At 67.7% G+C, this 24,573-nt stretch carries 30 protein-coding genes and 1 pseudogene; 12 read left to right on the forward strand and 19 right to left on the reverse strand.

Annotated elements, in window-relative coordinates; all coding sequences use genetic code 11:
• Window positions 1–60: 60 nt before the first annotated feature.
• On the forward strand, window positions 61–1,341 hold the full coding sequence (locus ABTV91_RS03395) for an acetyl-CoA C-acetyltransferase (protein ID WP_433853226.1): 1,281 nt from the start codon (window positions 61–63) through the stop codon (window positions 1,339–1,341).
• 101 nt (window positions 1,342–1,442) lie between these two features.
• Here the strand turns inward: ABTV91_RS03395 and ABTV91_RS03400 are convergent, their stop codons facing one another.
• The 4 genes from ABTV91_RS03400 to ABTV91_RS03415 all read right to left on the reverse strand — a co-directional run bounded on the left by ABTV91_RS03400 (window position 1,443) and on the right by ABTV91_RS03415 (window position 5,304).
• Window positions 1,443–2,159 (reverse strand): ankyrin repeat domain-containing protein, encoded by a 717-nt coding sequence (locus tag ABTV91_RS03400; RefSeq protein ID WP_433853227.1) that lies wholly within the window; start codon window positions 2,157–2,159, stop codon window positions 1,443–1,445.
• Between the two features lie 23 nt (window positions 2,160–2,182).
• On the reverse strand, window positions 2,183–3,445 hold the full coding sequence (locus ABTV91_RS03405; RefSeq protein WP_433853228.1) for a heme biosynthesis protein HemY: 1,263 nt from the start codon (window positions 3,443–3,445) through the stop codon (window positions 2,183–2,185).
• Window positions 3,442–4,422 (reverse strand): uroporphyrinogen-III C-methyltransferase, encoded by a 981-nt coding sequence (locus tag ABTV91_RS03410; protein WP_433853229.1) that lies wholly within the window; start codon window positions 4,420–4,422, stop codon window positions 3,442–3,444. The genes ABTV91_RS03405 and ABTV91_RS03410 overlap by 4 nt, the downstream gene beginning before the upstream one ends.
• Window positions 4,423–4,521: 99 nt before the next feature.
• Complete coding sequence (locus ABTV91_RS03415) at window positions 4,522–5,304, reverse strand: uroporphyrinogen-III synthase (RefSeq protein ID WP_433853230.1); 783 nt, start codon at window positions 5,302–5,304, stop codon at window positions 4,522–4,524.
• Window positions 5,305–5,353: 49 nt separating this feature from the next.
• Between ABTV91_RS03415 and ABTV91_RS03420 the strand changes: the two genes are divergently transcribed.
• The 5 genes from ABTV91_RS03420 (at window position 5,354) to ABTV91_RS03440 (ending at window position 8,432) form a co-directional block, all read left to right on the forward strand.
• Window positions 5,354–5,812 carry a YiiD C-terminal domain-containing protein gene (locus ABTV91_RS03420; RefSeq protein WP_433853231.1) on the forward strand — a complete coding sequence of 153 codons (459 nt, stop codon included), beginning with the start codon at window positions 5,354–5,356 and terminating at the stop codon, window positions 5,810–5,812.
• 25 nt (window positions 5,813–5,837) lie between these two features.
• Window positions 5,838–6,266, forward strand: coding sequence for a hypothetical protein (locus tag ABTV91_RS03425; RefSeq protein WP_433853232.1), 429 nt, complete (start codon window positions 5,838–5,840; stop codon window positions 6,264–6,266).
• Window positions 6,267–6,330: 64 nt separating this feature from the next.
• Window positions 6,331–6,768: a rhodanese-like domain-containing protein gene (locus ABTV91_RS03430; RefSeq protein ID WP_433853233.1), complete on the forward strand. Its 438-nt coding sequence runs from the start codon at window positions 6,331–6,333 to the stop codon at window positions 6,766–6,768.
• Between the two features lie 103 nt (window positions 6,769–6,871).
• Complete coding sequence (gene secB / locus ABTV91_RS03435) at window positions 6,872–7,384, forward strand: protein-export chaperone SecB (protein ID WP_433853234.1); 513 nt, start codon at window positions 6,872–6,874, stop codon at window positions 7,382–7,384.
• A 19-nt stretch (window positions 7,385–7,403) separates the two neighbouring features.
• Window positions 7,404–8,432 (forward strand): NAD(P)H-dependent glycerol-3-phosphate dehydrogenase, encoded by a 1,029-nt coding sequence (locus ABTV91_RS03440; protein ID WP_433853235.1) that lies wholly within the window; start codon window positions 7,404–7,406, stop codon window positions 8,430–8,432.
• A gap of 280 nt (window positions 8,433–8,712) precedes the next feature.
• Here ABTV91_RS03440 and ABTV91_RS03445 read toward each other — a convergent pair whose 3' ends face one another.
• Entirely contained in the window at window positions 8,713–9,285 is a 573-nt protein-coding gene (locus tag ABTV91_RS03445) for an OmpO family porin (protein ID WP_433853236.1), read from the reverse strand.
• 343 nt (window positions 9,286–9,628) lie between these two features.
• On the opposite strand from ABTV91_RS03445, the gene ABTV91_RS03450 reads away from it, so the two are divergent.
• From ABTV91_RS03450 to ABTV91_RS03475, 6 genes are all read left to right on the forward strand, one after another.
• Window positions 9,629–9,967: a hypothetical protein gene (locus ABTV91_RS03450; RefSeq protein WP_433853237.1), complete on the forward strand. Its 339-nt coding sequence runs from the start codon at window positions 9,629–9,631 to the stop codon at window positions 9,965–9,967.
• A gap of 4 nt (window positions 9,968–9,971) precedes the next feature.
• Window positions 9,972–10,379, forward strand: a complete 408-nt coding sequence (locus ABTV91_RS03455) for a DUF2231 domain-containing protein (RefSeq protein WP_433853238.1) — start codon at window positions 9,972–9,974, stop codon at window positions 10,377–10,379.
• Window positions 10,380–10,455: 76 nt separating this feature from the next.
• Window positions 10,456–11,187 (forward strand): RNA polymerase sigma factor, encoded by a 732-nt coding sequence (locus ABTV91_RS03460; RefSeq protein ID WP_433853239.1) that lies wholly within the window; start codon window positions 10,456–10,458, stop codon window positions 11,185–11,187.
• A gap of 67 nt (window positions 11,188–11,254) precedes the next feature.
• Window positions 11,255–11,671 carry an H-NS family nucleoid-associated regulatory protein gene (locus ABTV91_RS03465; RefSeq protein WP_433853240.1) on the forward strand — a complete coding sequence of 139 codons (417 nt, stop codon included), beginning with the start codon at window positions 11,255–11,257 and terminating at the stop codon, window positions 11,669–11,671.
• 341 nt (window positions 11,672–12,012) lie between these two features.
• Window positions 12,013–12,765: a DNA-formamidopyrimidine glycosylase family protein gene (locus ABTV91_RS03470; RefSeq protein ID WP_433853241.1), complete on the forward strand. Its 753-nt coding sequence runs from the start codon at window positions 12,013–12,015 to the stop codon at window positions 12,763–12,765.
• Window positions 12,766–12,795: 30 nt separating this feature from the next.
• Window positions 12,796–14,778: an alpha/beta hydrolase family protein gene (locus tag ABTV91_RS03475; protein WP_433853242.1), complete on the forward strand. Its 1,983-nt coding sequence runs from the start codon at window positions 12,796–12,798 to the stop codon at window positions 14,776–14,778.
• A gap of 54 nt (window positions 14,779–14,832) precedes the next feature.
• On the opposite strand, the gene ABTV91_RS03480 is transcribed toward ABTV91_RS03475, so the two are convergent.
• The 14 genes and pseudogenes from ABTV91_RS03480 to ABTV91_RS03545 all read right to left on the reverse strand — a co-directional run bounded on the left by ABTV91_RS03480 (window position 14,833) and on the right by ABTV91_RS03545 (window position 23,203).
• Window positions 14,833–15,201, reverse strand: coding sequence for a c-type cytochrome (locus tag ABTV91_RS03480; protein ID WP_433853243.1), 369 nt, complete (start codon window positions 15,199–15,201; stop codon window positions 14,833–14,835).
• A 125-nt stretch (window positions 15,202–15,326) separates the two neighbouring features.
• Window positions 15,327–17,006: an electron transfer flavoprotein-ubiquinone oxidoreductase gene (locus ABTV91_RS03485; RefSeq protein ID WP_433853244.1), complete on the reverse strand. Its 1,680-nt coding sequence runs from the start codon at window positions 17,004–17,006 to the stop codon at window positions 15,327–15,329.
• A 161-nt stretch (window positions 17,007–17,167) separates the two neighbouring features.
• On the reverse strand, window positions 17,168–17,551 hold the full coding sequence (locus ABTV91_RS03490; protein WP_433853245.1) for a nuclear transport factor 2 family protein: 384 nt from the start codon (window positions 17,549–17,551) through the stop codon (window positions 17,168–17,170).
• A 44-nt stretch (window positions 17,552–17,595) separates the two neighbouring features.
• Window positions 17,596–18,558 carry a hypothetical protein gene (locus tag ABTV91_RS03495; protein WP_433853246.1) on the reverse strand — a complete coding sequence of 321 codons (963 nt, stop codon included), beginning with the start codon at window positions 18,556–18,558 and terminating at the stop codon, window positions 17,596–17,598.
• Window positions 18,559–18,576: 18 nt separating this feature from the next.
• Window positions 18,577–18,918: a YciI family protein gene (locus ABTV91_RS03500; protein ID WP_433853247.1), complete on the reverse strand. Its 342-nt coding sequence runs from the start codon at window positions 18,916–18,918 to the stop codon at window positions 18,577–18,579.
• 241 nt (window positions 18,919–19,159) lie between these two features.
• Window positions 19,160–19,441, reverse strand: a pseudogene (locus ABTV91_RS03505) (nuclear transport factor 2 family protein); the annotation flags it as partial.
• A gap of 112 nt (window positions 19,442–19,553) precedes the next feature.
• On the reverse strand, window positions 19,554–19,964 hold the full coding sequence (locus ABTV91_RS03510) for a hypothetical protein (protein ID WP_433853248.1): 411 nt from the start codon (window positions 19,962–19,964) through the stop codon (window positions 19,554–19,556).
• A 211-nt stretch (window positions 19,965–20,175) separates the two neighbouring features.
• Window positions 20,176–20,493, reverse strand: a complete 318-nt coding sequence (locus ABTV91_RS03515; RefSeq protein WP_433853249.1) for a hypothetical protein — start codon at window positions 20,491–20,493, stop codon at window positions 20,176–20,178.
• Between the two features lie 44 nt (window positions 20,494–20,537).
• Complete coding sequence (locus ABTV91_RS03520; RefSeq protein ID WP_433853250.1) at window positions 20,538–20,933, reverse strand: VOC family protein; 396 nt, start codon at window positions 20,931–20,933, stop codon at window positions 20,538–20,540.
• A 102-nt stretch (window positions 20,934–21,035) separates the two neighbouring features.
• Entirely contained in the window at window positions 21,036–21,416 is a 381-nt protein-coding gene (locus ABTV91_RS03525; protein WP_433853251.1) for a DUF1761 domain-containing protein, read from the reverse strand.
• A 219-nt stretch (window positions 21,417–21,635) separates the two neighbouring features.
• On the reverse strand, window positions 21,636–22,019 hold the full coding sequence (locus ABTV91_RS03530; protein ID WP_433853252.1) for a hypothetical protein: 384 nt from the start codon (window positions 22,017–22,019) through the stop codon (window positions 21,636–21,638).
• Window positions 22,020–22,086: 67 nt separating this feature from the next.
• The gene (locus ABTV91_RS03535) at window positions 22,087–22,347 is read right to left on the reverse strand and encodes a hypothetical protein (RefSeq protein ID WP_433853253.1); all 261 of its coding nucleotides are present in this window, start codon (window positions 22,345–22,347) and stop codon (window positions 22,087–22,089) included.
• A gap of 3 nt (window positions 22,348–22,350) precedes the next feature.
• Window positions 22,351–22,635: a hypothetical protein gene (locus ABTV91_RS03540; protein WP_433853254.1), complete on the reverse strand. Its 285-nt coding sequence runs from the start codon at window positions 22,633–22,635 to the stop codon at window positions 22,351–22,353.
• A 115-nt stretch (window positions 22,636–22,750) separates the two neighbouring features.
• Window positions 22,751–23,203 (reverse strand): HNH endonuclease, encoded by a 453-nt coding sequence (locus ABTV91_RS03545; RefSeq protein ID WP_433853255.1) that lies wholly within the window; start codon window positions 23,201–23,203, stop codon window positions 22,751–22,753.
• Window positions 23,204–24,573 lie beyond the last annotated feature (1,370 nt).

Genomic DNA, 24,573 nt, shown 5'->3' on the forward strand with positions numbered 1-24,573 from the left:
TATGCCTGCTGCCGCAGGCAGGTCCGCGTCGCCTTCCCCCACCAGCTCCCAGGTAACCGCATGTCCAGCGCCCGTCCCGTCGCCATTCTCGGTGGTGTCCGCATTCCGTTCTGCCGCCAGAACACCGCCTACGCGGATGTCGGCAATCTCGGCATGTCGGTGCGCACGCTCGGCGCGCTGGTCGAGCGTTTCGGCCTGCACGGGCAGCAGCTGGGCGAAGTGGCGATGGGCGCGGTGATCAAGCATCCCAGCGACTGGAACCTCGGCCGCGAGGCCGCGCTGTCCTCCGGGCTGTCGCCGCTGACCCCGGGCATCACCCTGCAGCGCGCCTGCGGCACCTCGCTGGACAGCATCATCACCGTGGCCAACAAGATCGCCCTGGGCCAGATCGAGTCGGGCATCGGCGGCGGTTCGGACACCACGTCCGACGTGCCGATCGTTTACGGCAAGAAGCTGCGCGGGCGCCTGCTGGCCGCCAACCGCGCCAAATCGACCGGCGACAAGGTCAAGGCGCTGCTGTCCGGCTTCCGCCTGTCCGAGCTCAAGCCGGAGTTCCCCGGCGTGGCCGAGCCGCGCACCGGCAAGAGCATGGGCGACCACTGCGAGGACATGGCCAAGGAGTGGAACATCTCGCGCGATTCGCAGGACGAATGGGCGGTGTCCTCGCACCGCAAGCTGGCCGCCGCCTACGAGCGCGGCTTCTTCGGCGACCTGATCGCGCCGTTCCGCGGCGTCGAGCGCGACAACATCCTGCGGCCGGATACCTCGCTGGAGAAGCTGGCCACGCTGAAGCCGGCGTTCGACAAGACCTCCGGCCGCGGCACGCTCACCGCCGCCAACTCCACGCCGCTGACCGACGGCGCCGCCGCGGTGCTGCTGGCCAGCGAGGAATGGGCGCGCGCCCACGGCCATGAGCCGCTGGCCTACCTGCGTGACGCGCAGGTGGCGGCGGTGGATTTCGTGCACGGCGAAGGCCTGCTGATGGCGCCGACCATCGCCGTGCCGGAGATGCTCCGGCGCAACGGCCTGACCCTGCAGGATTTCGACATCTACGAAATCCACGAAGCCTTCGCCGCGCAGGTGCTGTGCACGCTGCGCGCCTGGGAGAGCGAGGACTATTGCCGCAACCGCCTGGGCCTGGACGCGCCGCTGGGCCGCATCGACCCGGACAAGATCAACCCGCTGGGCTCGTCGCTGGCCACCGGCCACCCGTTCGCCGCCACCGGCGCGCGCATCGTCGCCACCGTGTCCAAGGAACTGGCCGAACGCGGCGGAGGCCGCGCGCTGGTGTCGATCTGCACCGCCGGCGGCATGGGCGTGGTGGCGATCATCGAGCGTTAAGTGCAGGTGACGGCTGTCGGCCTGCGGCTCCCCACAGGTCCGCGTGACGGGCCGAATCCCGTCGGCCTGCGTCGCGCCTGCTGCCATCGGTTGAGCTGGCGTCAGTGCCCGCTGGCGGTATCCAGCCGCACGTTCCGCTTGATTGCCGACTGGCGAATGGCCTCGTCCGGCGTGGCACCGGCCGCCAGCAGCAGGTCCACCATCGGCTGGTTGCGGCAGCCGACGGCATAGCGCAGTGCCGTGGCGCCCCTGCCGGTCGCGAGGTCCGGTGATGCGCCGACCTGGAGCAGGACGCGGGCCATGTCGAGCCGGTTGTTGGCCGCCGCGACGATCAGGGCGCTGGCGCCGGACTCGTTGGTCGCATCCGGCGCCGCGCCGTGCGCCAGCAGGTAATCGAGCACCTGCCGTGAGCCGGCATGGACCGCATCCTGCAGCAGACCGCCAGCGCGTTCCTGCAGGGGATGGCCGTTGGCTTCCATGCGTTCGAGCATGGCCACGTCGTCGGCGAAGGTCGCCAGGATCAGTGGATCGAGCCAGCTGCGTTCGGTCAGCAGGGCGGGGTTGGCGGAGGCCGCAACGAACGTGGGATCGGGCGACTCGGGCAAAGGGGGCTCGACGCTTGCCAATGCGGCGCTGAGGGCGCTGCGTTGCGCCTCGGTCGGCAGCCCCAATGCGCAGACATTGCCGGAAGTGCGGGTGTTTTCGTACTGATGGCCCAGGACATCAAATGCCAGTGCGCGCGCCTGCGCGTAGCGGCTTTCCGCCAGCGCGGGCGAGGTGGACAGTACCAACAGGGCAAGTGCGGCCAGTTTCTTCATGCGCCTTCTCGCGTGAGGATTGTTCAACCCGGCAAGCGCGGAAACCCGTGCGCGTCGCGTTCCTCGGCCACCGCCTGGTCCTGGATCTGCTGGCGCAGGTCGCGGCGCTGCAGCGGCTGTGCGGCGCGGCCTCGGCGGTGGTGCAGCGCGTTGAGCAGGCATTGGCGCGCCAGCGCGTCCTCGCCTGCGGCGGCGAAGCCTTCGCCCAGTTCCTCCCAGGCTTCGGCGCCGGCGCCCTGGGCGATGGCGCGGTGCAGGAATTCCTCGGCCTGCGTCCATTGGCCCTGGCCGCGCGACAGCCGCCCCAGGGTCAGCAGCAGCGCCGGGCTGGAGGCGTGCGACTGCAGCCAGCGCTGCGCGCTGGCGCGGCGCGAGTCGAGCTTGTCCACCGGCAGTTCGCCGTATAGCGCGATCAGCTCTTCGTCCCAGTGGCTGTCCAGCGCCTGCTCGATGCTGTGCAGGGCGGCGTCGTTCCAGTTCAGCGCCACCGCGCGACGGGCGTAGCGCGCCACCGCCGTTGGCGTGGCGCGCAGCGCCTTGGGCAGGACTTCCCAGCGTGCGGCCAGCATGTTCACGTCGGCGGCCTCGTCGAGCATCTGCAGGGCGAACCGGGTTTCCAGCGCGGCCAAGGTGTCGCCCGGCACCGCCTGCTGCTGGCGCAGCGCGCCGAGCTGGCCGTAGGCCTCCTCGGCGCGGCCGGCACGGGCCAGCGCGTCGGTGCGCAGCCACAGGCCGCGCGGTGGCAGCGGCTGGATGGCCGGAATGTCCAGCGCGTCGATCGCCTGTTGAGGTTTTTCCAGCTGCAGCCAGCGCTCGGCGCTGTGCAGCGCGTGCAGGGTGGCGTCCAGCGCGCCCAGCTGCTGCAGGTGCTGGCCGGCGCTGGCGGCGTCGCCGCGCGCTTCGGCCGCACGCATCGCCGCGACCAGCGCGATCGGGCGCACTTCCTTCTCGCCGGCGGCGCTGAGCAGCAGTTTTTCCGCGCGCTGCCACTGGCCGCCGTCCAGCGCCTGCAGGCCGTCGATCAGCCGCGCGCGGCCCTGGCGGCGCCGGTAGCGCGCCCAGCTGCGGAACGGCGCGCTGAGCAGGGTCCACAGCAGCCACAGCAGCAGCCCGGCGATCAGCAGGGCCAGCAGCGCCTGCGGCAGGGTGGCGATGTAGTCGTTTCCGCCGGCGCGCACGATCACCTCGCCGATGCCGCGGACCGATTCCTGTCCCAGCCATTGCGCGCCGAGGATGCCGATGGCGGCTACCAGCAGGACCACCACCAGCGAACGGAATGCTTTCATGGCGCCTCCTTCCCGTCGCGCATGGCGCGCAGTTGCTGCAGGGTGCTGCCCAGTTCCGGCAGCGCGATGTGCAGGTCGACCTTGCGCAGCTCGGCCAGCGCCTGGCGCTGGCGGCGCCGCTGCGGCGAATCCGGCCACAGCCGCAGCAGCCAGCCGTCCATGCGCTGCAACGCCTGCTGCCACGCGCCGGTGTCGCCGCGTTCCAGCGCGGCGCGGGCCAGGCTCAGTTCGATCTGCAGCGCGTCGCCGGCGGCGATGCGTTCGGACCGGGCCACCAGCATCTGCGGATCGGCCGGGCGGATCTGCACCAGCGGCGAAAGCACCTGCTGCCACCACGGCCGGCGGGCGTCGGCCGGCTGTTCGGCCTGTTCGGGCAGCGCGTCCAGCGCCGCGGCCCACTGCGCGAGCTGGCCGGCGGTGCGGGCGCGCACGCCCGGACCGAGCGCATCGACCGCGGTGCGCTCCTGCAGCAGCGCCTGGCGCAGGTTCAGGTAGGCCGGACTGTCGATCTCCTCCAGCACGCCGGCGGCGAGCGCATAGAGGTGCCGCGCGCCGTCCAGGTCGCCGGCGTAGGCCAGGCGCTGCTGGGCCTGGCTGAGCAGCAGTTCGGCTTCCTCGCGGCGAACCGCCTGCGCGCCCTGGCGCGAATGGTCGGCCAGGCGCGCGACGTTTTCTTCCAGCAGCGCGTTGCGCTGGCCCAGGCCGAGCACTTCGTCGCGCAGGATGCGGTTGGTGGCGGCGACGTCCTGCAGGCCGCGCGCGTTGGCGCGCTGGTCGCGGCGCAGCGCCTCCACCGACTGCTGCAGCGCCGCCAGTTGCTGGCCGGCGGCGGCGCGGTCGCGCTCGGCCTGGTGCTGGCGCGCCTGCCAGGCCCGCCAGCCGAACACGCCGGCCGCGCACAGCGCGGCAAGCAGCAGGCCGGCGACGATCCAGCGTATCGGGCGGTGCCGCGGGGAAGGGGAGGAAACGTCATTCATGGGGGTACGACTTCCTTGGCAGGCATGCGCCCCGACGGGCGGCGATGCGCTTCAAGCATCGCCCGCGACGCGGCGCGGCTGCAAGCCGCGCCATGCCGTTCACGCGGCGGGTGGAAACAGCGCGGCATGGGCTGCGGCAGCGAGCTGGCCGGGCATGGGGCCGGCGGCCACGTGCGCATGGGCGAAGCCGAGCGTCGTGGCCAGCGCGGCCAGGCGCGCGCTGGCGGCCACCAGCGGCTGCCGTTGCCAGCGCTGGCGCAGCGCGGACGGCAGTTGCGGCATCACCCGTTCCAGCGCTTCGCCGCTGCTTACCGCCAGCACGGCGGGCGCATCGAGCGCCTGCAGGCGCGCGCACAGCGCGGCCGGCACCGGCAGCGGCACGCGGTCGTACACGTCCACGCGCAGCAGCTGCGCGCCGCGCGCCTGCACCTGGGCGGCGATCATTCCGCGGCCGCCCGGCGCGGTGACCAGCGCCACCCGTTTGCCGTGCAGGTCCGCCATGGCCGGCAGCGCCAGCAGGCCCTCGCTGTCCATCCGCGTCGGCGCCTGCACCGCCGCCGCGCCGTGCCGGCGCAGGGCCCGCCCCGTGCCCTGGCCGACGGCGACGAGGCGGCCGGCGTCCAGCCGCTCCAACGGCATCAACCCGGCAGCGGCCACGGCAGCCGCCGGACTGGTGAAGATCAGCCGATCGCAGGCCAGCGCCTGCGCCATCCGCGACCGGGTCGCCTCGTCGTCGCGGGCCTGCAGCCGCCACGGCGACACCGCCACCGTGCGCGCGCCGAAGCGGGCGGCGGCGCGGCGCAGGCCATCGTGCTGGCCGGAAGGACGCAGGGAGATCAGGTACCAGGCCGTGTCGGCCGGCACATAGGCGCGGCTGTTCATTCCATGCATTATGCGGGCGCTTTCCGCTTCCTGTTCCCCGCACGGCCCCATGTCCGACACCCCCGACCGCGACGCTCTGCTGCGCCAGCTGCAGGCCACCCTCGATGCGATGCCGCCGGTGGCGGCGATGGGCATCCGCATCGCCGGCTACGCCGACGGCGCGCTGCGCCTGCAGGCGCCGCTGGCCACCAACGTCAACGACAAGGGCAACGCCTTCGGCGGCAGCCTGGCGTCGGTAATGACCCTGGCCGGCTGGGCACTGGTGAGCCTGCGCCTGTCGCTGGCCGGGCAGGACGCCGAGGTGTACGTCGCCGACAGCAGCATCCGCTACCGGGCGCCGGTGTACGGCGACCTCGACGCCACCGCGCACGCCGCCCCGGGCGAGGACTGGGACGCTTTCCTGGCGTTGTTCGACAAGCGCGGCCGGGCGCGCATCAGCGTGCGCGCGCAGATCGAAGGCGGCGCCGCCGAACTGGAAGGGCGCTTCGTCGCCCTGGCCAGGGCGTAGGATGGCGCCGACCCCGGGAGAAGCCATGCACCGACGCCTCATCCAGTCCGCCGCCGTCCTGCTGCTGGGCCTGGCCATGGCCGCCCAGGCGGCCGGTCCCGGCCGCGGCCAGCTCAACAAGCTCACCCAGGCCCAGGACGCCTATGTCGCGGCGGTGCGCTGGAGCGATTTCGAGACCGCCGAAGGGTTCATCGACCCGGCCTACCGGCAGGCGCACCCGCTGACCGACCTGGAGCGCGAGCGCTACCGGCAGGTGCAGGTGTCCAGCTACCGCGAGCGCTCCCGGGGCGCCGGCGCGGACGGCACGATCGAGCGGCGCGTGGAGATGGGCGTGGTCAACCGCAACACCCTGGCCGAGCGCACCGTGACGGTGACCGAGCGCTGGCGCTGGGACGCCGAAGCCAAGCGCTGGTGGCAGGTGCAGGGGTTGCCGGACCTGTGGCAGGGCCAGTAGCCGCTGGCCGTCCCGCGGCCGGCTTGTGCGACAATCGCCGCCCGCTTGTCTGACCGTGACCCGAGTGAATTACGAAGAGCTGCTGGCCTTCGCTGGCCGAAACCCGATGCTGTCGCTGGCCTTCGCCGGCCTGACCATCGCCATCATCGTCACCGAGATCGCGCGGCTGTTCCGTGGCTACAAGTCGCTCAAGCCGGCCGAACTGACCCGCATGATCAACGCCGGCGACGCCGTGGTGATCGACCTGTCGGCGGGCAGCGACTTCGAGAAGGGCCACATCACCGGCAGCCGCAACGTGCAACCGGCCCAGCTGACCCCCGCGCACAAGCTGCTGGCCTCGGCCAGGCAGTCCCCGGTGGTGCTGGTGTGCCGCACCGGCAACGCGTCTTCCAACGCCGCCAAGGCGCTGAAGAAGGCCGGTTTCGAGCAGGTGTTCGTGCTCGACGGCGGCCTGCCGGCCTGGCAGGCGGCGGACCTGCCGCTGGTCAAGGGCCGCGGCTGATCTTCATTTGGCGTTAAGCCCTTGTGTGGGGCCAGCGCCGCCCCCATCGCAGGTGGGGTAACAATCCCATTCAACGCACGAACCGTTCTGGAGTCCTAGAGAAATGTCCGAAGAGAACAACAACGCCGTCCCGGCCGAAGCCAACAACGGCCCGGCGTTCACCGTCGAGAAGATCTACGTCAAGGACGTTTCCTTCGAATCCCCGAACTCGCCGACCATCTTCAACGAGAACGTGCAGCCGGACCTGCAGCTGAACCTGAACCAGAAGGTGCAGCGCCTGTCCGAGAACGCCTTCGAAGTGGTGCTGGGCGTGACCCTGACCTGCAAGGCCGGCGACAAGACCGCCTACGTGGCCGAAGTGGAGCAGGCCGGCGTGTTCGGCCTGATCGGCCTGGAGCCGCAGGCGATCGACGTGCTGCTCGGCACCCAGTGCCCGAACATCCTGTTCCCGTACGTGCGCTCGATGGTGTCGGACCTGATCCAGGCCGGCGGCTTCCCGCCGTTCTACCTGCAGCCGATCAACTTCGAAGGCCTGTACGCCGAAACCCTGCGCCAGCGCCAGCAGCAGGCCGATGGCGCCTCGCTGGCCGACTCCGAGCCGGCCGGCAACGCCTGACCGGCGTCCATCCCTGCGGATGAGTACCAACGACGCGGAAAAGATCGCCGTCCTCGGCGCGGGCTCCTGGGGCACCGCGCTGGCCAGCCTGCTGGCACGGCACGGTCACCCGACCGTGCTGTGGGGGCGCGATGCGAACGTGGTCGAGGCGATCGACCGCCGTCACGAGAATCCCCGGTACCTGCCGGGGATTCCGCTGCCCGATGCGCTGCACGCCAGCACCGACCTGGCCGGTACCGTCGCCGGTGCCCGCTGGATCCTGGTGGTGGTGCCGTCGCACGCCTTCGGCGAAACCGTGCGCGCCCTGGCGCCGCTGCTGCCGGCCGGTGCCGGCGTGGCCTGGGCGACCAAGGGCTTCGAGCCCGGTTCCGGCCGTTTCCTGCATGAAGTCGCGCGCGACGTGCTGGGCCCGGACGTGCCGCTGGCGGTCGTCACCGGCCCGTCCTTCGCCAAGGAAGTGACCCTGGGCCTGCCCACGGCCATCACCGTCCACGGCGACGATGCCGCCTTCACCCAGCAGGTGGCCGACGCCATGCACGGCCCGGCGTTCCGCGCCTATACGGGCGATGACATGGTCGGCGCCGAACTGGGCGGGGCGATGAAGAACGTGCTGGCGGTGGCCACCGGCGTGGCCGACGGCATGCAGCTGGGCCTGAACGCCCGCGCCGGCCTGATCACCCGCGGCCTCAACGAGATGCTGCGGCTGGCCGCGGCCATCGGCGGCAAGCCCGAGACCCTGATGGGCCTGGCCGGGCTGGGCGACCTGGTGCTCACCAGCACCGGAGACCTGTCGCGCAACCGGCGGCTGGGCCTGGCGCTGGGCCGCGGGCAGAGCCTGCCCGACGCGGTGAAGGAGATCGGCCAGGTGGTCGAGTCGGTGCAGACCGCCGACGAGGTCATGCGCCAGGCCGGTCGCCACGGCATCGACCTGCCGATTTCCAAGGCGGTGCAATCGGTGCTGCACGGCGAACTGAGCCCCTCCGAGGGCCTCAAGCAGCTGCTGGCCCGCGAACAGAAGCCGGAATACCCGGAAACGCTGTTCAAGTAACAATCGGCGAAGAAACAATAAAAAGCCCGGCAATGCCGGGCTTTTTATTGCCGCCACGTCGGCCGCAGCCCGTGTAGGAGCGACTTCAGTCGCGAAGAAGCCTTCCCGATGACCCGACACCAGCTCGGTGCACGGGCACCCCACATCCCGCGCTCGGCATCCATGGACCGCCGGCCCCGCTGTCGGCCAGCCGCAAAAAGAAAGAGCCCGGTCGGGGAGGACCGGGCTCCGGGGGCGCGGGGGAGAGAGAGCACGCGCCTTGAAACGATGTACTGCCGGCTTACCAGGTGAAGCGCGGGCCGACGAACCATTCCTTGTCGCCGCCCTTGCCCAGCTTCACTTCGCCGCTCACGCCCCAGTTGGCGTTGAACTTGGCGGCGGCGCCGACGCGGCCGTAGAACTCGCCGTCCGGGTTGTAGCCGGCCTTCTTGCTGTAGTCCTCGTAACCGGCCAGCGCATAGCCTTCGATCATCGGGGTGAAGGCGGTACGCACGCCGACTTCGGCGCTGTAGCCATTGAGGGTCGGGGCATGCTGCAGGTCGAAGCGCTGGTAGGCCACGCGCGCCAGCAGATCGGTGTTCGGGGCGACGCCGTAGTTGTAGCCCACGCCCAGGCGCCACTGGTCGACGTCGTTCTTGAAGGTGTCGGTCTCCTGGGCGCTGTAGTCGCCGAAGACATGGAAGTTCGGGTGCACGGCCACCGAACCCTTCACCTTCCAGCCATCGGCGTCGCCGCCCTTGGCGTCGGTGTTCACGTAACCACCTTCCACGTAGTTGTAGGACAGGCCATCGGTCGCCGAAGCAGCGAACGGCAGGGCGGCCAGCAGGCCCAGAGCGATCAGGGAAGTCTTCATTACGGATTACCTTTTTATTTTGGTTTGATCGACCCGGCGGAACGGCTTGCCGGTCGACAGGTGTGAATTATCCGTTAGCCGACGGAATCGACCCTGAATATCAAACTGACCAGTACATAAATTGCGCGGCGTCTGCGGGAACTTGTGGCGCGGGGTCGAATGCGGCCTGCCTGCGGGAGCAGTCGCCGCTTCTCTGCGGCGTGGGTGTGGGCGTGGAGCTGGCGGCGCCGGGAACGTAGTCCGCGCTGATCGCATCAGATGGGCAGGAGCGGAGAAACGCGATCCGATCCGCCGATTCCGCTTTCCCAGGACCCTTGTCCACGCCATCTGCCGGAGCCTTCCAATGCTCGCCTATGCCCTGATCGTCTTTGCGGTCGCCGCCCTCGGCGGCCTGGTCCTCGCCGCGCACGTGCTGCGCGGAAAGTTCGCGCCGTGGGCGCTGTCGCTGCTGCATGCGGCGCTGGGCGCCACCGGTCTGGTCCTGCTGGTCATGCTGCTGCTCCGCGGCGCGGCCTCCCGGCCGGTCCTGGTCGGCCTGGCGGTATTGCTGCTCGCCGCGCTCGGCGGGTTCTTCCTCGCTTCGTTCCATCTGCGCCGGAAGCTGCCGCCCAAGGCGGTGGTGGTCATCCATGCCGGCGTTGCCGTCGCCGGTTTCCTTGTGCTGCTCAGCCAGGTGTTCTGACGCCATGCGCCATCCCCTGCACCCGGCGATCGTGCATTTCCCGGTGGCCTGCTGGTCGCTGGCCGTGGCCGCCGATGCCGCCAGCCTGTGGTTCGGCGAAACGGCATGGCGCTGGTCCGCGGGGCTGCTGGGCGTCGGCTGCGCCATGGCGCTGCCGGCGATGTTGGCCGGCCTGATGGAACTGCGGCGGATGCCCGAGGGCGTGGCGATGCGCGATGCCTATGCCCATATGTCCGCCATGCTGCTGGCCTTCGTGCTGTTCGCGGCGCGGCTGCTGCTGCGGCTGGAGCACGGCCGACCGCTGCCGCCGGATGCGCTGGCCCTGCTGCTGGACGCCTCCGGCACCGTCGCGCTGCTGGTCGGCGGGTGGCTGGGCGGGCGCCTGGTGTACGGCCACGGCGTCGGCCGCTGACCTCCCGGCGCGCTGCACGGCCAGGACACTGATACCCGGTTACGATTCCCCTGCCTGCGAGATGAGCGACCACGCCATGTCCGCCACGCCTGTCACCCTGCACCCGCCAAGTCCGGCCGAACCGGCGGAAACCGCGCTCGTCGCCCGTGCCGCCGCGGGCGACGGGCATGCATTCGAAACGCTGATGCGCCGGCACAACCGGCTGCTGTTCCGCGCCGCGCGCGGCATCGTCCGGGACGACGCGGAAGCGGAGGACGTCGTGCAGGACGCCTACCTGCACGCCTGGCGCGCGCTTGGCAGCTACCGGACCGAAAGCCGGCTTTCGACCTGGCTGGTGCGCATCGCCATCAACGAGGCACTGGGCCGCCTGCGCCAGAAAAGCGCGCAGGTCATCCCGCTGGAAGCCGCCATGCGCAACCACGATCCCGAAATCCAGTCCCTGTTCGCCGACGAAGCCGACCGCGGCCCGGAGCAGGCGGCGATGCGCGGGCAGATGCGCAGGGTGATGGAGGCGCGCATCGACCAGCTTCCGGAAATCTTCCGTCTGGTATTCGTCCTGCGCGCGGTCGAGGAAATGAGCGTGGAGGAAACCGCGCAGGCGCTGGACATACCCGAGGCCACCGTCAGGACGCGGTTCTTCCGCGCGCGCAGCCTGCTGCGCGAAAGCCTGGCGCAGGACGTGGATGCCGCGCTCGCCGACGCCTTCAGCTTCGACGGCGCGCGCTGCGACCGCATCGTCGCGCAGGTACTGGCCAGGGGAGCGGAGGAAGGGCTGGTCCACGCCTGCCCGCCGCTGGCACCGGAGTGAGCGGCATCAGCGCGACAGCGGAAACCATGCCTTGACACCCGCACGCTCTGGAATCGACGCTAACGCCATGAGCATCGACCTGACCCCGCTGAACCTCCGCGAGTTGAACACCCTCATCCGCGCCGCCCAGGACAGGCACAAGGCGCTCACCGAGCGCGAGCCGCCCGCCAAGGTCAGGCGCCTGTTGATTGCCCAGGCGCAGCGCGCCGGCTACACGATCGAGGAGCTGTTCGGGCTGGATGCGGAACAGGCGCAGCCGGCGCCGAAGGGCCGGCGCAGGCGCAAGCGGGCGCGGGTGGAGCCGAAGTACCGCGATCCGGACAACCGCCGCAACACGTGGACCGGCCGCGGCCGCATGCCGCGCTGGCTGGCGGCCAAGACTCGGCACGGCCGCAGCGTGGCCGACTTCCTGATCCCGGGCGTGGCCAGGCTCACGCCGAAGGCGCCGGCCACCGGCCGGCGCACGCTGGTCAAGCAGAGCTGACGGAGCATCGGCGCCACGCGACGCGTGCATCGTCGCGATGCCGGGGCCTGCGTGGCCTGGAGCGCATCGTGTCCGTCATGCGCTGCTTTCAGCGGCGGCCCACCAGTGAATCCGGCGCGTCGCCCACACCACATCTTCCTTTCTTCACGAAGGCGCATGCATCGGTTCACGAGCGGATGACAGGTGCGGTGGGACGGTAGACCACTCCACATACCGGGAGTGGCCGATGTTCCATCGCGGGAGCGCTTTGCGATACGAACGGCACGCAGGCGCCGGTGCGATTACCTGCAGGCCGACCGCCGGCGCCCGTGCGCCCGCACGTTCATGGGTCTGCTGCCGGCATGCCTGAAGGCCCGTCCCTCGTGCTGCTGCGCGAAGCCGCCGAGCGGTTCCGCGGCTGGACCGTGCGGCAGGTGAGCGGAAACTCCCGCGAGGATCTGGCGCGCATGCAGGGGCGCGAGGTGGTCGACGTGCGCAGCTGGGGCAAGCATTTCCTGCTGGAGTTCGACGATTTCAGCATGCGCATCCACCTGATGATGTTCGGCAGCTGGCTGATCGACGAACGCAAGCCCACGCCGCCGCGCGTGTCCCTGCGCTTCGACAACGGCGAACTGAACTTCTACGCGTGCTCGGTGAAGTTCATCGAGCAGCCGCTGGACGAGGTCTATGACTGGCGCGCGGACGTGATGAGCGACCGCTGGGATCCCGCGCTGGCCCGCCGCAAGCTCAAGGCATCGCCCGACATGCTGGTCTGCGACGCGCTGCTGGACCAGCAGATCTTTTCGGGGGTCGGCAACATCATCAAGAACGAGGTGTTGTTCCGCATCCGCGTGCACCCGGCCACGCGCGTCGGCGACCTGCCGCCCCGGAAACTCGGCCAGCTCATCGCCCAGGCGCGCGAGTACAGCTTCGACTTCCTCGCCTGGAAGCGCATCTTCGAACTGAGGAAGTACTGGCAGGTGCACACCCGCCGAACCTGTCCCGTCTGCGGTGGCCCGGTCAGGAAGGTCTACATGGGCAGAACCCATCGCCGCACGTTCTTCTGCACCCACTGCCAGAAAAACTACAGCGCAGGGAAGGCGTCGGTGCCGTGAGTCCGTAGCCCCCTTCCCGGGAAGGGGCCCATGCCCTACGCTGCGCCCACACCTGGCTTCTGGAGTGTTGTCATGGGAAGGGGATCGCGCAGGCTTGTGCTGCTGTTGACAGGGATGTTGGCGGGCATGGCAGGGGTGGCGCCGGCGAAGGCGCAGACGGTGCCATTGGAAGCGTTCGCCAAGGCCAGTCCGTTCTCGATGCCGCGTCTTTCCCCGACAGGCGACTACCTGGCGGTTTCAACCGACTTCGGGGAAGGCAACCATGCCGTGCAGGTGCTGCGCCTGTCGGACATGGAGCGAATGGCAGTACTGCGCCTGCCACGTTACGAAAGCCCTTTCCAGATCGTGTGGGTGGGCGACGCGCGTCTGGTCGTGGCCAAGGGACGCAAGTACGGCTCGCTGGAGAAGCCGCTTCCCACCGGCGAGATCATCGCAAGCGATTTCGATGGCCGGAACCAGCGCTATATCTACGGCTACGAGCAGCAGAACGCCGCGGCCGGCCTGGATCGCGGCTTTGGCTATATCGAAAGCGTGGCCGAGAGCAACGATGGCCGCTTCTACATGCGCCAGCTCCAGCGCGATCCCACCTCATCCATGCTCTATGTGGTCGATACGCAACGGCCGACGTTCAAGCTCATCGCCGATATCGGCGTGCCGCGGCTGGAGTTCGTGATCGATCGCAACGGCGTCGCGCGCTATGCATGGGGGCGCGACGACGCCGACAACCATCTGCTGTACCGGTCCGACGATGGCATGCGCTGGCAGCCGTTGGCGCCGCCGCAGGCCGGAAGCATCTGGACGCCATTGTCGTTCTCGGTGGACAACACCAAGGTGTATGCCCGCCTCAGCCGCACTGATGGGCCTTCGCAGCTGGTGTTGAGCGACCTGGACGGCGGCAATGCCGAGGTGCTTGTCGGCGATGGCTTCGCGGGCGTCGGCCTGACGCAGTGGACGGGCCATCCATCTATACCGTTCGCGGCTGCGCCTCAGGCAGGCCGGCCACGGCTGGTCTATTTCGATCCGGGCCGCCCCGAAGCCGAGCTGCACAAGGCATTGGCCGAGCTGCTGCCGCAGCAGCACGTGACCTTCGTCGATGTCAGCCGCAACGGGCAGGTCGCGCTGATCCATATCGCCAGCGACCGCGACCCAGGCAGCTGGTACGTATTGAAGCGCTCGACGAACAAGCTGGAGAAGGTGCTTTCGTCGCGCGATGCGATCGATCCGGCACTGATGGCCGAGCGGCGCCCGGTGCGCTTCAAGGCCAGCGACGGGGTCGAGCTGGAGGCCATGCTCACGATTCCACGCAACAGCGATGGCCGCCGCCTCCCCGTCGTGGTATTGCCGCATGGTGGTCCGCACGGGGTCAGCGACGACTGGTTCTACGATACCGACGCGCAGTTCCTCGCCAACCGCGGCTACCTGGTGGTGCAGGTCAACTATCGCGGCAGCGGCGGGCGCGGGCGTGCGTTCGAACGCCTGGGCTACCTGCATTGGGGGACGCGGATCCAGCAGGACCTGCTGGATGGGCTGGACCATGCGGTTGCGGCCGGCTTGGCCGATCCGCAGCGCGTATGCGCGTATGGCGCGAGTTTCGGCGCCTACTCGGCGATGATGCTGGCCGTGCGCGCGCCGGAACGGATCCGTTGCGCGGCGGGCCTGGCTGGCGTTTACGACCTGAAGATGATGTACAGGAAGGGCGACATCAAGGACAGCGCCTATGGGCGCAACTACCTGGAGCGGGTGATCGGCCGCAGCGACGAGGAGCTGCTGGCGAACTCGCCGGTGAGCCTGGCGGCGAGCATCAAGGCCCGCGTGCTGCTGGTGCATGGCGAACGCGACGAACGGGCGCCGATCGCGCAGGCCAACGCCATGCGCGCCGCCTTGGTCGCCGCAGGGAACACGCCGGGCTGGATGGCCGTCGCGGGCGAGGGCCACGGCTTCTACAACGACGACAACAGCATCGCGTTCTATCGCGCGCTGGAGAAATTCCTGCAGGAAAACATCGGCGGCTGAGCGGCGTCCCGGCCAGGCATGGCCCGATGGATTGCATCGGGGGCGCCGGCCCGGTCACTGCGGTTGCCCGGATAAATACTCGATCACCGCCTGCCGGCGCTGCGGATCGGACGTCGCATTGCGCATGCGCGTGCCGGGCACCTGTTTCTGCGGCGAAGCGAGGAACGCATCCAGGGTCCGCGCATCCCAGACGATGCCGCTGTTTTTCATCGCCTCGGAATAGGAATAGCCCGGCGCGCTGCCGGCGCGGCGGCCGATCACGCCATGCAGGTTGGGGCCGAAACGGTGCCCCAGGTCGGCGCGGGTGTCGTGGCAGCCGGCGCAGATGGCGAAGGCCCGTTCCAGTTCGCGCTGGTGCGGCGTGGCGTCGGCGGCATGGTTGAACGCATCGCGCTGGCCGCAGGCGCATAGCGCGGCCGCCATTCCGAACAGCCATGCGCAGCGCCGCACGACGCTCCCACGACAGTGCTCCCGTAGCTGCCGGGCTTGCCCGGCAGAAAGCGAAGCCCTTTCCGTTCCCCTTCCGGCAAGCACGCGCGGTTGCGCCATCACATCGCCGGGTAATTGGGCCCGCCGCCGCCCTGCGGGGTCACCCACACGATGTTCTGGGTCGGGTCCTTGATGTCGCAGGTCTTGCAGTGCACGCAGTTCTGCGCGTTGATCTGCAGGCGCGTGTCGGCCCCCTCGCCGACGAACTCGTACACGCCCGCCGGGCAATAGCGCGCCTCCGGGCCGGCGTACTCGGCCAGATTGATGCGCACCGGCACCGTCGCATCCTTCAGCGTCAGGTGGCTGGGCTGGTCTTCCTCGTGGTTGGTCGAGGACAGGAACACCGAGCTCAGCCGGTCGAACGTCAGCACGTTGTCCGGCCTGGGGTACTCGATCTTCGTGTGCTGGCTGGCCGGCTCCAGGCATTCGTGGTCGGCTTTCGTGCGGTGGATCGTCCACGGCGCGTTGCGCAGGCCCAGTTTGGGCAGCAGCCACTGCTCGATGCCGGTCATCAGCGTGGCCAGGGTGCGGCCCTTCTTGAACCACTGCTTGAAGTTCTTGGACTGCAGCAGCTCGGTCTTGAGCCAGCTGTTCTCGAAGGCCTGCGGGTAGGCAGCCAGCTCATCGCGCGAGCGTCCGGCCGCCAGCGCCTCGAACGCCGCCTCGGCGGCCAGCATGCCGGTCTTGATCGCCGCGTGGCTGCCCTTGATGCGGCTGACGTTGAGGTAGCCGGCCTCGCAGCCGACCAGCGCCCCGCCGGGGAACACCGTCTTGGGCAGCGACAGGATGCCGCCGGCAGTGATCGCACGCGCGCCATAGGCGATGCGCTTGCCGCCTTCCAGGTGCTTGCGGATCGCCGGGTGGGTCTTGAAGCGCTGGAACTCCTCGAACGGGCTCAGCCAGGGATTCTTGTAGTCCAGGCCCACCACGTAGCCGATGGAGACCTTGCCGCCGTCGGCGTGGTACAGGAACGCGCCGCCATAGGTGTCGTCGTCCAGCGGCCAACCGGCCGCGTGCACCACCAGGCCCGGCTCGTGTCTGGCCGGGTCGATCTGCCACAGCTCCTTGATGCCGATGCCGTAGCTCTGCGGGTCCTTGCCGGCGTCGAGCTTGAACCTGCTGATCAGCTGGCGGCCGAGGTGGCCGCGCGAACCTTCGGCGAAGATCGTGTACCTGGCATGCAGTTCCATGCCGCGCTCGTAGTTCGGGCCGGGCGTGCCGTCCTTGTGGATGCCCATGTCGCCGGTGGCCACGCCCATCACCGCGCCAGCGTCGTCGTACAGCACCTCGGCGGCGGCAAAGCCCGGGAAGATCGCCACTTCCAGCGCCTCGGCCTGCTGCGCCAGCCAGCGCGTCACCTCGCCCAGGCTGACGATGTAGTTGCCGTGGTTCTGGAAGCATTCGGGCAGCAGCCAGTTGGGCGTGGCCTTGGCGCCGGTGGCGTCCAGGAACAGGAATTCGTCGCGGGTCACCGCCTGCTTCAGCGGCGCGCCTTTTTCCTGCCAGTCCGGGAACAGCTCGCCAAGGGCACGCGGGTCCATCACCGCGCCGGACAGGATGTGCGCACCCGGCTCGGAGCCCTTCTCCAGCACGCACACCGACAGCTCGTGGCCCTTCTCCACCGCCAGCTGGCGCAGGCGGATGGCCGTGGACAGCCCGGCCGGGCCGGCGCCCACGATCACCACGTCGAACTCCATCGCTTCGCGCGGCGGGAGGGTGGAGGAGGCTTCAGTATTCATGCGGGGACTCTTGGCTGGGGCCGGCGATGGCGTGGCGACGGTCTGATGCCCCATTTTCACCGACCCGGCGGCGATGTTCCAATCCGCGGGCGCCCGCTGCCTGTTGCTGGACCCGCGGCGAGGGTGAACAGGCGTCGCCGCGACAGGCCGGCCAGTGCCCGTCAACTGCGGTCGATCAGGCGCGTGATGCCGCCCTCGCCGAAGGAAAATTCCGACTGCCCGGTGAGCTCGATGAGCGTGCCCGCTGCGGGGCCATCCGGGATGTCCACGGCCAACCTGCCGCGATAGGCGATGTCCACGATCGTTGATTCTCCTTCCTCGCGCAGGGAAACCACGGTCTGTTCGCGTTCGGAAAAAAGCGCCTTGCCCTGCTCGGCCAGGCGCCGGAACGCCTCCTTGCCGTTCGACTGCGCGGTGAGCTGCCCGGAGGAGAAATTGCGGAACGCCACATCCGCCGAAAGCGTCGCCAGCATGCCCTCCACGTCGAAGGCGTTGTAGGCGGTGATATAGCGTTCGATGAGGTCGCGACGTCCGGTTGCATCCATCGTTGTTCTCCGAGCAGCGTTTGTTGAAAGGGCAGGGTGGGACCTCACGTCCTTCGGCCGGGCATGAAGGTGCGCGCGGCCAGGGCGATCGGCAACCCGAACAGGAACATGTGCGACAGCAGGTCGTACAGCGCGGCCTGCATGTCGAAGTTGACCGGCCTGGGAAACGCGGACAGCGGCAGCACCACCAGTCGCATGCCAAGGAAAACCACGGTGCCGAAGACCGGCCCGCTCAGCAACGGGCGCGCCGCCACGCGCAACCGCATCGCCAACCCGACAAACAAGGCGGCCCATCCCAGCGAAAGCGCGAAGTGGGAAACGAACCCGATGCCCGCGCTTGCCGCGCCCATGTCGAAGGCCGCGCTGCCGAACCAGCCGCTGGCGATGACCTGGAGCAGCGTGGCAGGCGCGAGCCCGTTCAACGCGGCAAAACCGATCGCGAACGCCAGGTCCAGGGCGCCGCCGAGGAAACCACCGATACAGACAGCCTTCACTGCGGATCGCATGATGCTTCTGCAGATGCGTTGCCGGGCGGCGCGCCCGGGGACATGCCATCCCCGTATCGCCACTGCCTTCCGCACGCCCCGCACGTCATGCGCGAAGCGCGGGTCGGGAAAGGTGCCGGCGCCAACAAGAAAGTGGCAACGGCCAACGCCCGTTGCCCGAAGGGGAACCATGGCGCTCGTCTGCGTGGCGCCGCAGCCGGCGCAGGCTTCCGCGGCCTCCGGGTGCGCGGTGACCAGGTCCTGCTCGAGAACGCCGGCATGGCAGGCGGCGATGATGTCCCATGCCCGCCCGGCATTGCCTTCCGGAACCTGCAGCGCAGCGCAGTCCAGGGCCACCGACAAGGGCCAGTTCACGATGATGTGCTGATCGCCGGTGATGCAGGCGGGGATGCCCTCGGTCTCGAGGCGGGCGCGCAGGATATGCGCTTCCCGAGGGTCGAAGTAGCGCGACGGCCAGGCGCATGGCGCAAGGGGCGGTTGGCGTGGCGTGCAGTGTCGCAACTGCGTCGTCCTGGGCCGTCAGGATCGCGGATCAGGCCCGAACACACGCAGCTCCTGATCGCAACGGCACGCCTTCGCTATGCGTGCGGCCCAGGCCACGGCCTCCTCGCGTGTTGACAGTTCAAGTACGGTGAAGCCGCCATTGAGCGGCGGTGCCCACGGGTAACCGCCCTCGGCCACCGCGCCATCGGCTGACACCCGCACGGGTGGAGTGCTCTCGTCGATGCCGCCGGCGAAGACGTAGACGCCGGCGGCCTTGGCTTCCTCGATCACGTCGTGCGCATCGTTTCCCACCGTCTCCCACTCGTCGTCGGCTACGACCATCGCTGCGCTGGGGAAGGAGATCAGGTATCTGGCCATGTGCTTCTCCTGTGGTTGATGACGAAAACGTTGGAACTGCCGCTGCCAACTCCAGTGCCTCGGCGGAGCGGGGCTCACGCATCATGCATCGAGAGCCGTGCCCACGGGCGCGTTCGATGCAGCCGCGCGGCCATGGCGTTGGCGGCTGGAACATGCCGAGCCTGTTCGGCGAATCCGCGGGAATCTGCTGGCCGATGTCCCACATCTCCACGATCCTGTCGTTCTCGAAGCGCAGGATGTGGACGACGACGATGTCGACGCCCGCGTTGCCGCGGCGCACATGGGAAAGCACCGCCACCCGGTCGCCGGATTCGATGACCTGCCTGGCGGTGAACGACTTGTCGGGCTCGACCCTCGCGCTTTCCTCCATTCCCCGCAGCAGCGATTCCCGGTCCTCGGGGAAGTACGCGTTGTGGTGGCGGAAATCGTCCGCAACGTAGGTATCGTAGGCCTGCCTGACCTGGCCGGCCGTGCACATGGCCAGGAAACCGGTGGCTTTGTCCGCGTTGCTCTGAATGGCCATGGTCGCTCCGTGCAGCTGGCATCGGTTGCGTCGCCGGCGCGGCGGCGGGAGCCGCAAGACTAGCAAGCCGCACCGGCAGGTGCCGCGAAGGCCGGCCCGGGGCCGGCCGCGTTCAGCGCCGCGGCCGCGCCAGCAGGTAGCCGAGCCATGCGAACGGCAGATAGGCGCAGGCCAGGTCCGTGGCGACGAACCAGGCCGGCGCCGGGATCATCCGTGCCGCGAGAATGCCGCCGGCCAGGAAGAACACGCCTACCACCAGCGCGCCCACCGGCTTGTAGCGGCTGGCGAGCTTCGCTGCGACGAAGGCGCCGGCCAGCGTCCCGAGCGCATGCGCAAGGAACGGAAACAGGAAGTGGCGCGGCGCGAGCTGGGGCAGGGCGGCGCGTATGCCTTCGGCCGTGGTCATGTCCGCCCCGGCCGGAGGCGCGACGATATGCCCGCCCGCCATCACCAGGGCCATGTTGACCGCGCTGCCGGCGATGAGCCCGGCAACGATGGCGAGCAGCAGTCTCAGGATGGGCATGCGGTGGTCCTCCAGGGGTGCGGGGCGGTTGGGACAACGGCGGCCGGCGCGTCGGTCGGGACCCTGCGTCGATCCAGAAGTCCGGACGACTGCGGAAACGAATGAAGACGCTGCTGCCGGCATCGTACTACCGACGGTCTGCAGGCAGGCTTTCTCTCCGGCCTGGCGCCTGGATCACAGCCACGGAGCGGCGCCGGCCCGAACGAACCGTCTAGCAGCGAAGGAAGAAGAACGCCGTCGCCAGGGCCAGGCCGCCGGCCCAGAGGATGGCCATGCCAACGAGGCCGAGAAGCGCCACCGCAAGGCGTGGAAACAGCTGCATCCGGCGGGAGCGGCGCAGCAGGCAGGCGGCGAACAATCCACCGGCCACGACCCCCAGCGCCACAACCAACCAGCCAAGGAGGTTGATCAACGGACTTTTCGGCCCGTACTCGCTCGGACATGGCGTCATTGCGTACAAGGGCGCGGAGAGCACCATGAGTGTGGTGAGAAGTCCGCCACCCTGAATCCAGTACGGCCACCCGGTCATGCGGTTTCCACCTGTTGGATGGGCTGCTGAACTGCGCGCGCCCACTACTCGGACGTCCTGCACACAGCCTCCAGCCGGTGGCCTTCCGGGTCCATGACGAAAGCCGCATAGTAGTGTTCGCCGTAGTCCGGCCGTAAGCCCGGCCGTCCGTTGTCCACCCCGCCAGCGGCCAGTGCCGCGGCATGAAAGGCATCGACCGATGCCCTGCCTGGCGCGGAGAACGCTACATGGAACCCCGGGATCCAGGGTAGCGGAGACGACACCTGCTTGATCGCGAGCCTGTCGCCCGCGCCTGGCGGCCCGTAGCCGACGGCCTGCTCCTGCTCGCCAGGCCGCAGGTCCGTCCAGACCCGGACATAACCCAGCGGTCGAAGAGCCGCGTCGTAGAAGGTTGCCGCGCGTTCGATATCGCACGCACCCAGTGAGATGTGATGAAGCATCGGTGACCCGAAAGGATGGGGCAGAGGCGGCGCCCGGTGCGGTCCGGCGCCTGGACCAGGTGGAGCCGCCAGCCGGCACCGGCCTGGATGACTTGACTGGCATCAACCCAACAGGCCGAACACCACGCCAAACAGCAGGAACTGCGCGACGTGGTATCCGCCGTCGATGAGCCAGAGCCTGAAGGTTCTCTGCGCGAACTGATAGTTGATGCCAAAGCTGGCCGCAACCAGGCCGGCGCCCACCAGAGCGCCAAGCCTGAGCGAGGACTCCAGCGTGGGAGAGGGCCCAACGAGAACCGCGAAGCAGGCAGCCGCCAGAAGCGAGAAGGCAAAGCTCACGCCAAACACCTTCGCCGGGTGCCCTGTCGTCGGCGGGCCACCGTTCTCTGCGATCCACGCCTTGCCGAACAGCATGGGCGAGTACCAGAGCCCGCCAACAACAAAACTCGAAACGGCTGCCAGCAGCGTAATCCAGATGTTCATGGCGTCCTCGATTGACGTTTGATGCCGGAGTTGAAGCCGTGCCGCGAAGCTGCCTTGGCCCGGGGTGAGTCGTCAGGGCCTGGTAGGAGCCTGCCCCTGATCCCTGCACATGCATCCGCAGATTTCCCGTCGCATGTCGTGGCGGCCGGAACCCGGCTTCCCGTAGGCCAATCGCAGCGTCCCGGCGCGCAAGCGAAACCTCCGGGGGCCACATGGCCGTCAGCCGAGTATGGAGCTGCACCGCACCCGGATAAAGGGCTCCCCGTCCATTCCGGATCTCTGGGTAAGCTGGTCGCCGTCCGCAGAAAGCGCGAAGGCTGATGCATCGAGCCAGGTCTGCCCTTCACCCGTGAGCTCGGCGACCCAGGCCACCTCCTTCTTCCCACGTACGACAACGGCCCGCAACGGGCCGGAACCCCCGTGGTACGAAATACGATCTGCCTCGATGTGCAGGGAAGCCTCATCCGACTTGCCCCCGCAGTCCGCCAGGCTGGTACCCCAGCTGCCCAGGAACTGTTCCGGAACGGCTTGAACCGGATTGCCTGCACAGGGCAGGGTGGGCAGGAGAACCAAGTAAAGCGCGATGGCATATCTGGATTTCATGATTTCCCATGCGCTCCGACGACCGGATCAGGCCGATCCGCGAAGCGGCTTCGGCTTGAATGAACTGTTAGGCCTCAGCGCGACCACTGGCAATCTCTCTTTGCCATGAGGTCAACTCGCTTGTGGCCAACTGAATCTGCTCTTGAAACTGTGAGTAGGGAAACACCATTTTTACGTCCCGGCCCACATACAGGTCTGTCAGGAACTCAATCTGAGGTGCATCCGAAGCCAAGAGACGAACAATGCAGAGGCGCTGACCGTTGAACTGGACTTCAGCGGCTGGACTGTCATCTCGACCTTCAGTGATGAAGACGATCTCGAAAGGCATGATCTAATGACCTGCTGGAACTGTATGACGGGCCTTGGCCTCGCTGTAGCAGACTACACAGACAATAGCCATGCCATTGAACTCTCTGAAGGCATCCGTCATACCTCCTTCCTGCTGGAACTTGTCCTCGCACAGGTAGCACCATGCTTGAAGGTCATTCGGGTCGCTGCTGTTCTCGACAAAGCCGGCCAGAGCGGGCTGCCCCTGAAGCATGTGCTTACAAACAACAGCGGAGATCAGCTCGCCGTGTTCTCCACAGCCAATCATCATCGGGTCAGTCGCTGTCATGTGTCCTCTGTGGCCTAACGCCTGAATTAAGCCGCGCCGCGAAGCGGCGTCGGCTTGAATGAACTGTTAGGCATCATGCCCGGGCGATCTGATCAACCTGGCGCATAACCCAAGCTCATGTGGAAGGATTAATTTTGCCTTGACCCCAGTGAGTGCTGGTACGTGCAAAGAGCTCGCTGAGCCTAGCGGTAACGCGTTCCATTAGCTCGTCTGAATGGGAGAGGCCAACAAACGGCTTTTCGCCAAAGATTAGTTCGTACTCCCAGACGCCACGCTGCTGCCAGTACGTGCCGTAGAAGGGAACAGCATGGGCGCGCAACCAAGTCCACATGAACGCAGGATCTGCAACGTTGGGCGCCTCTGCATGACATTGCGCGCAAAGCAAAACAAGATTGCTCGGGCTCCCGTCACCTCCAAGAGATCTGGGAATGATATGGCAGCGCTGAAGTAAGCGTTTGTGTGCACAACGCCAACAAAGTTTCTCAGCCTCCGCCCAGTCAACCGATAGGCCGCACTCGTCCTCGTGCCTTGCCCAGTAATCAACAATCTCGCGATGAGTTGCGATCATGATGCCTAATGCCTGAAATTAAGCCGCGCCGCGAAGCGGCGTCGGCTCGAATGAATTGTTAGGCATGCTGCTCATGTGTAGCGAAGCTCGCCGCTGAAATATCTCACGGCGATCTCTTCCGTTGCCACCTCAATAGCAGACTCAGCACTTTCTTGAGTGACAATCCCCGCACGGAGCAGTGCATCGACTACAAAGCAAGCAAGGCCTCTGCTATTCAAGGATCCGTTGGGATCCACCGGGTCATCAGCATCCCAAACTGGCTCCATCTTATTCTTCCTCTTCTTTACACGTGCCGATTATCTGGACAGCAGGCCTAATGCTTGAACTAAGTCGCGTCGCGAAGCGGCGTCGGCTTGAATGAATTGCTAGCCTGCGTCCGCCCGGTGCGCGCGACGCCCACGTCGTGCACTTGTAGGAAAGTAGAAGCTGTTGTGTCAGACAAAGTTAAAGTGCCTTTTGGCGGAAGTCGCTCAGCAATAAAAGCGGCTGCAGCAGGTAGGGCAATCTCTAGAGTATCGCTGCGGCTCTCCGGATAGAACAGGACGGAATCTCTGAAGGTCTGTGATACCAAGGACTGCAGCCTGTCCTGGTATATAGCGGTGCCGTCACCGACAAGCACGTACTCATTCTCGCCGTGCTTGTCCCAAGCGACGGATTTCAGTGCGTGGAGGAAAACTGTATAGAACAGCCGGCTATCCATCTGAGCAAGCTAACACCTGAGTAAAGCCGCGCCGCGAAGCGGCGTCGGCTTGAATGAATTGTTGGGCTGCGCCGACAGCACGCGACCTGTAGCTTTTGTGCCACCCTCCCAGACCGTGAACTCAGTGCCAGCTGGAAAGTATCGAGCTGCCTCTGGCATGAGCAGTTGCACCGTAGCCGGGAAAGTCTGTCCAGGCAATGGGTTGCCCGAGAAGAATAGGCGGGCGGACCAGTGCTCGTTGTTGATGCACAGTACCGTACGCCATTCGCCATGCACCAGTGGGCCAATGCGTCCACCAGTGTCTGTGGGCAGCAGGTGAATCTCGGCGGCGAACAAATGTGACATAGCAGCCTAACGCTTGAGTTAAGCCGCGTTGCGGAGCAACGTCGGCTTGAACGAACTGTTAGGCAGCAGTCTATTCCTCATGGAGGTAAAAGGTATAGCCAGATGGCTTGCGCCCAAGGGTGCCGGCTAGCCAGCCCACAGGGAATAAGCGCTCCACGGATAGAGTGGGTAACGGGCCGCGATTCGCTTGAGCGTAAGTGCCGCCGGAGCTCCACTCAGACAAGATGATCGCTTTTGCCAAAGATTCTGCGCTTGACAGGTCAGTGGCACGAACCAGCTTGGTGGTGAAGAACCCGACCGCCGAATCGCCCCTCGAACGGCAGGT

It is taken from the genome of Stenotrophomonas nitritireducens (assembly GCF_050984405.1).
Classification (GTDB): Bacteria; Pseudomonadota; Gammaproteobacteria; order Xanthomonadales; family Xanthomonadaceae; genus Stenotrophomonas; species Stenotrophomonas nitritireducens_B.

Bases quoted from the DNA above. Each gene is read 5' to 3' on its own strand.
- ABTV91_RS03535 (WP_433853253.1), bottom strand. From the start codon at position 22,347: ATGCCTTTCGAGATCGTCTTCATCACTGAAGGTCGAGATGACAGTCCA.
- ABTV91_RS03515 (WP_433853249.1), bottom strand. From the start codon at position 20,493: ATGACCGGGTGGCCGTACTGGATTCAGGGTGGCGGACTTCTCACCACA.
- ABTV91_RS03540 (WP_433853254.1), bottom strand. From the start codon at position 22,635: ATGACAGCGACTGACCCGATGATGATTGGCTGTGGAGAACACGGCGAG.
- ABTV91_RS03450 (WP_433853237.1), top strand. From the start codon at position 9,629: ATGCTCGCCTATGCCCTGATCGTCTTTGCGGTCGCCGCCCTCGGCGGC.
- ABTV91_RS03485 (WP_433853244.1), bottom strand. From the start codon at position 17,006: ATGAATACTGAAGCCTCCTCCACCCTCCCGCCGCGCGAAGCGATGGAG.
- ABTV91_RS03480 (WP_433853243.1), bottom strand. From the start codon at position 15,201: ATGGCGGCCGCGCTATGCGCCTGCGGCCAGCGCGATGCGTTCAACCAT.
- ABTV91_RS03410 (WP_433853229.1), bottom strand. From the start codon at position 4,422: ATGAATGACGTTTCCTCCCCTTCCCCGCGGCACCGCCCGATACGCTGG.
- ABTV91_RS03445 (WP_433853236.1), bottom strand. From the start codon at position 9,285: ATGAAGACTTCCCTGATCGCTCTGGGCCTGCTGGCCGCCCTGCCGTTC.
- ABTV91_RS03525 (WP_433853251.1), bottom strand. From the start codon at position 21,416: ATGAACATCTGGATTACGCTGCTGGCAGCCGTTTCGAGTTTTGTTGTT.
- ABTV91_RS03395 (WP_433853226.1), top strand. From the start codon at position 61: ATGTCCAGCGCCCGTCCCGTCGCCATTCTCGGTGGTGTCCGCATTCCG.
- ABTV91_RS03460 (WP_433853239.1), top strand. From the start codon at position 10,456: ATGTCCGCCACGCCTGTCACCCTGCACCCGCCAAGTCCGGCCGAACCG.
- ABTV91_RS03470 (WP_433853241.1), top strand. From the start codon at position 12,013: ATGCCTGAAGGCCCGTCCCTCGTGCTGCTGCGCGAAGCCGCCGAGCGG.
- ABTV91_RS03510 (WP_433853248.1), bottom strand. From the start codon at position 19,964: ATGCCCATCCTGAGACTGCTGCTCGCCATCGTTGCCGGGCTCATCGCC.
- ABTV91_RS03475 (WP_433853242.1), top strand. From the start codon at position 12,796: ATGCCCTACGCTGCGCCCACACCTGGCTTCTGGAGTGTTGTCATGGGA.
- ABTV91_RS03500 (WP_433853247.1), bottom strand. From the start codon at position 18,918: ATGGCCAGATACCTGATCTCCTTCCCCAGCGCAGCGATGGTCGTAGCC.
- ABTV91_RS03530 (WP_433853252.1), bottom strand. From the start codon at position 22,019: ATGAAATCCAGATATGCCATCGCGCTTTACTTGGTTCTCCTGCCCACC.
- ABTV91_RS03425 (WP_433853232.1), top strand. From the start codon at position 5,838: ATGCACCGACGCCTCATCCAGTCCGCCGCCGTCCTGCTGCTGGGCCTG.
- ABTV91_RS03440 (WP_433853235.1), top strand. From the start codon at position 7,404: ATGAGTACCAACGACGCGGAAAAGATCGCCGTCCTCGGCGCGGGCTCC.
- ABTV91_RS03520 (WP_433853250.1), bottom strand. From the start codon at position 20,933: ATGCTTCATCACATCTCACTGGGTGCGTGCGATATCGAACGCGCGGCA.
- ABTV91_RS03455 (WP_433853238.1), top strand. From the start codon at position 9,972: ATGCGCCATCCCCTGCACCCGGCGATCGTGCATTTCCCGGTGGCCTGC.
- ABTV91_RS03415 (WP_433853230.1), bottom strand. From the start codon at position 5,304: ATGAACAGCCGCGCCTATGTGCCGGCCGACACGGCCTGGTACCTGATC.
- ABTV91_RS03490 (WP_433853245.1), bottom strand. From the start codon at position 17,551: ATGGATGCAACCGGACGTCGCGACCTCATCGAACGCTATATCACCGCC.
- secB (WP_433853234.1), top strand. From the start codon at position 6,872: ATGTCCGAAGAGAACAACAACGCCGTCCCGGCCGAAGCCAACAACGGC.
- ABTV91_RS03545 (WP_433853255.1), bottom strand. From the start codon at position 23,203: ATGATCGCAACTCATCGCGAGATTGTTGATTACTGGGCAAGGCACGAG.
- ABTV91_RS03465 (WP_433853240.1), top strand. From the start codon at position 11,255: ATGAGCATCGACCTGACCCCGCTGAACCTCCGCGAGTTGAACACCCTC.
- ABTV91_RS03405 (WP_433853228.1), bottom strand. From the start codon at position 3,445: ATGAAAGCATTCCGTTCGCTGGTGGTGGTCCTGCTGGTAGCCGCCATC.
- ABTV91_RS03420 (WP_433853231.1), top strand. From the start codon at position 5,354: ATGTCCGACACCCCCGACCGCGACGCTCTGCTGCGCCAGCTGCAGGCC.
- ABTV91_RS03400 (WP_433853227.1), bottom strand. From the start codon at position 2,159: ATGAAGAAACTGGCCGCACTTGCCCTGTTGGTACTGTCCACCTCGCCC.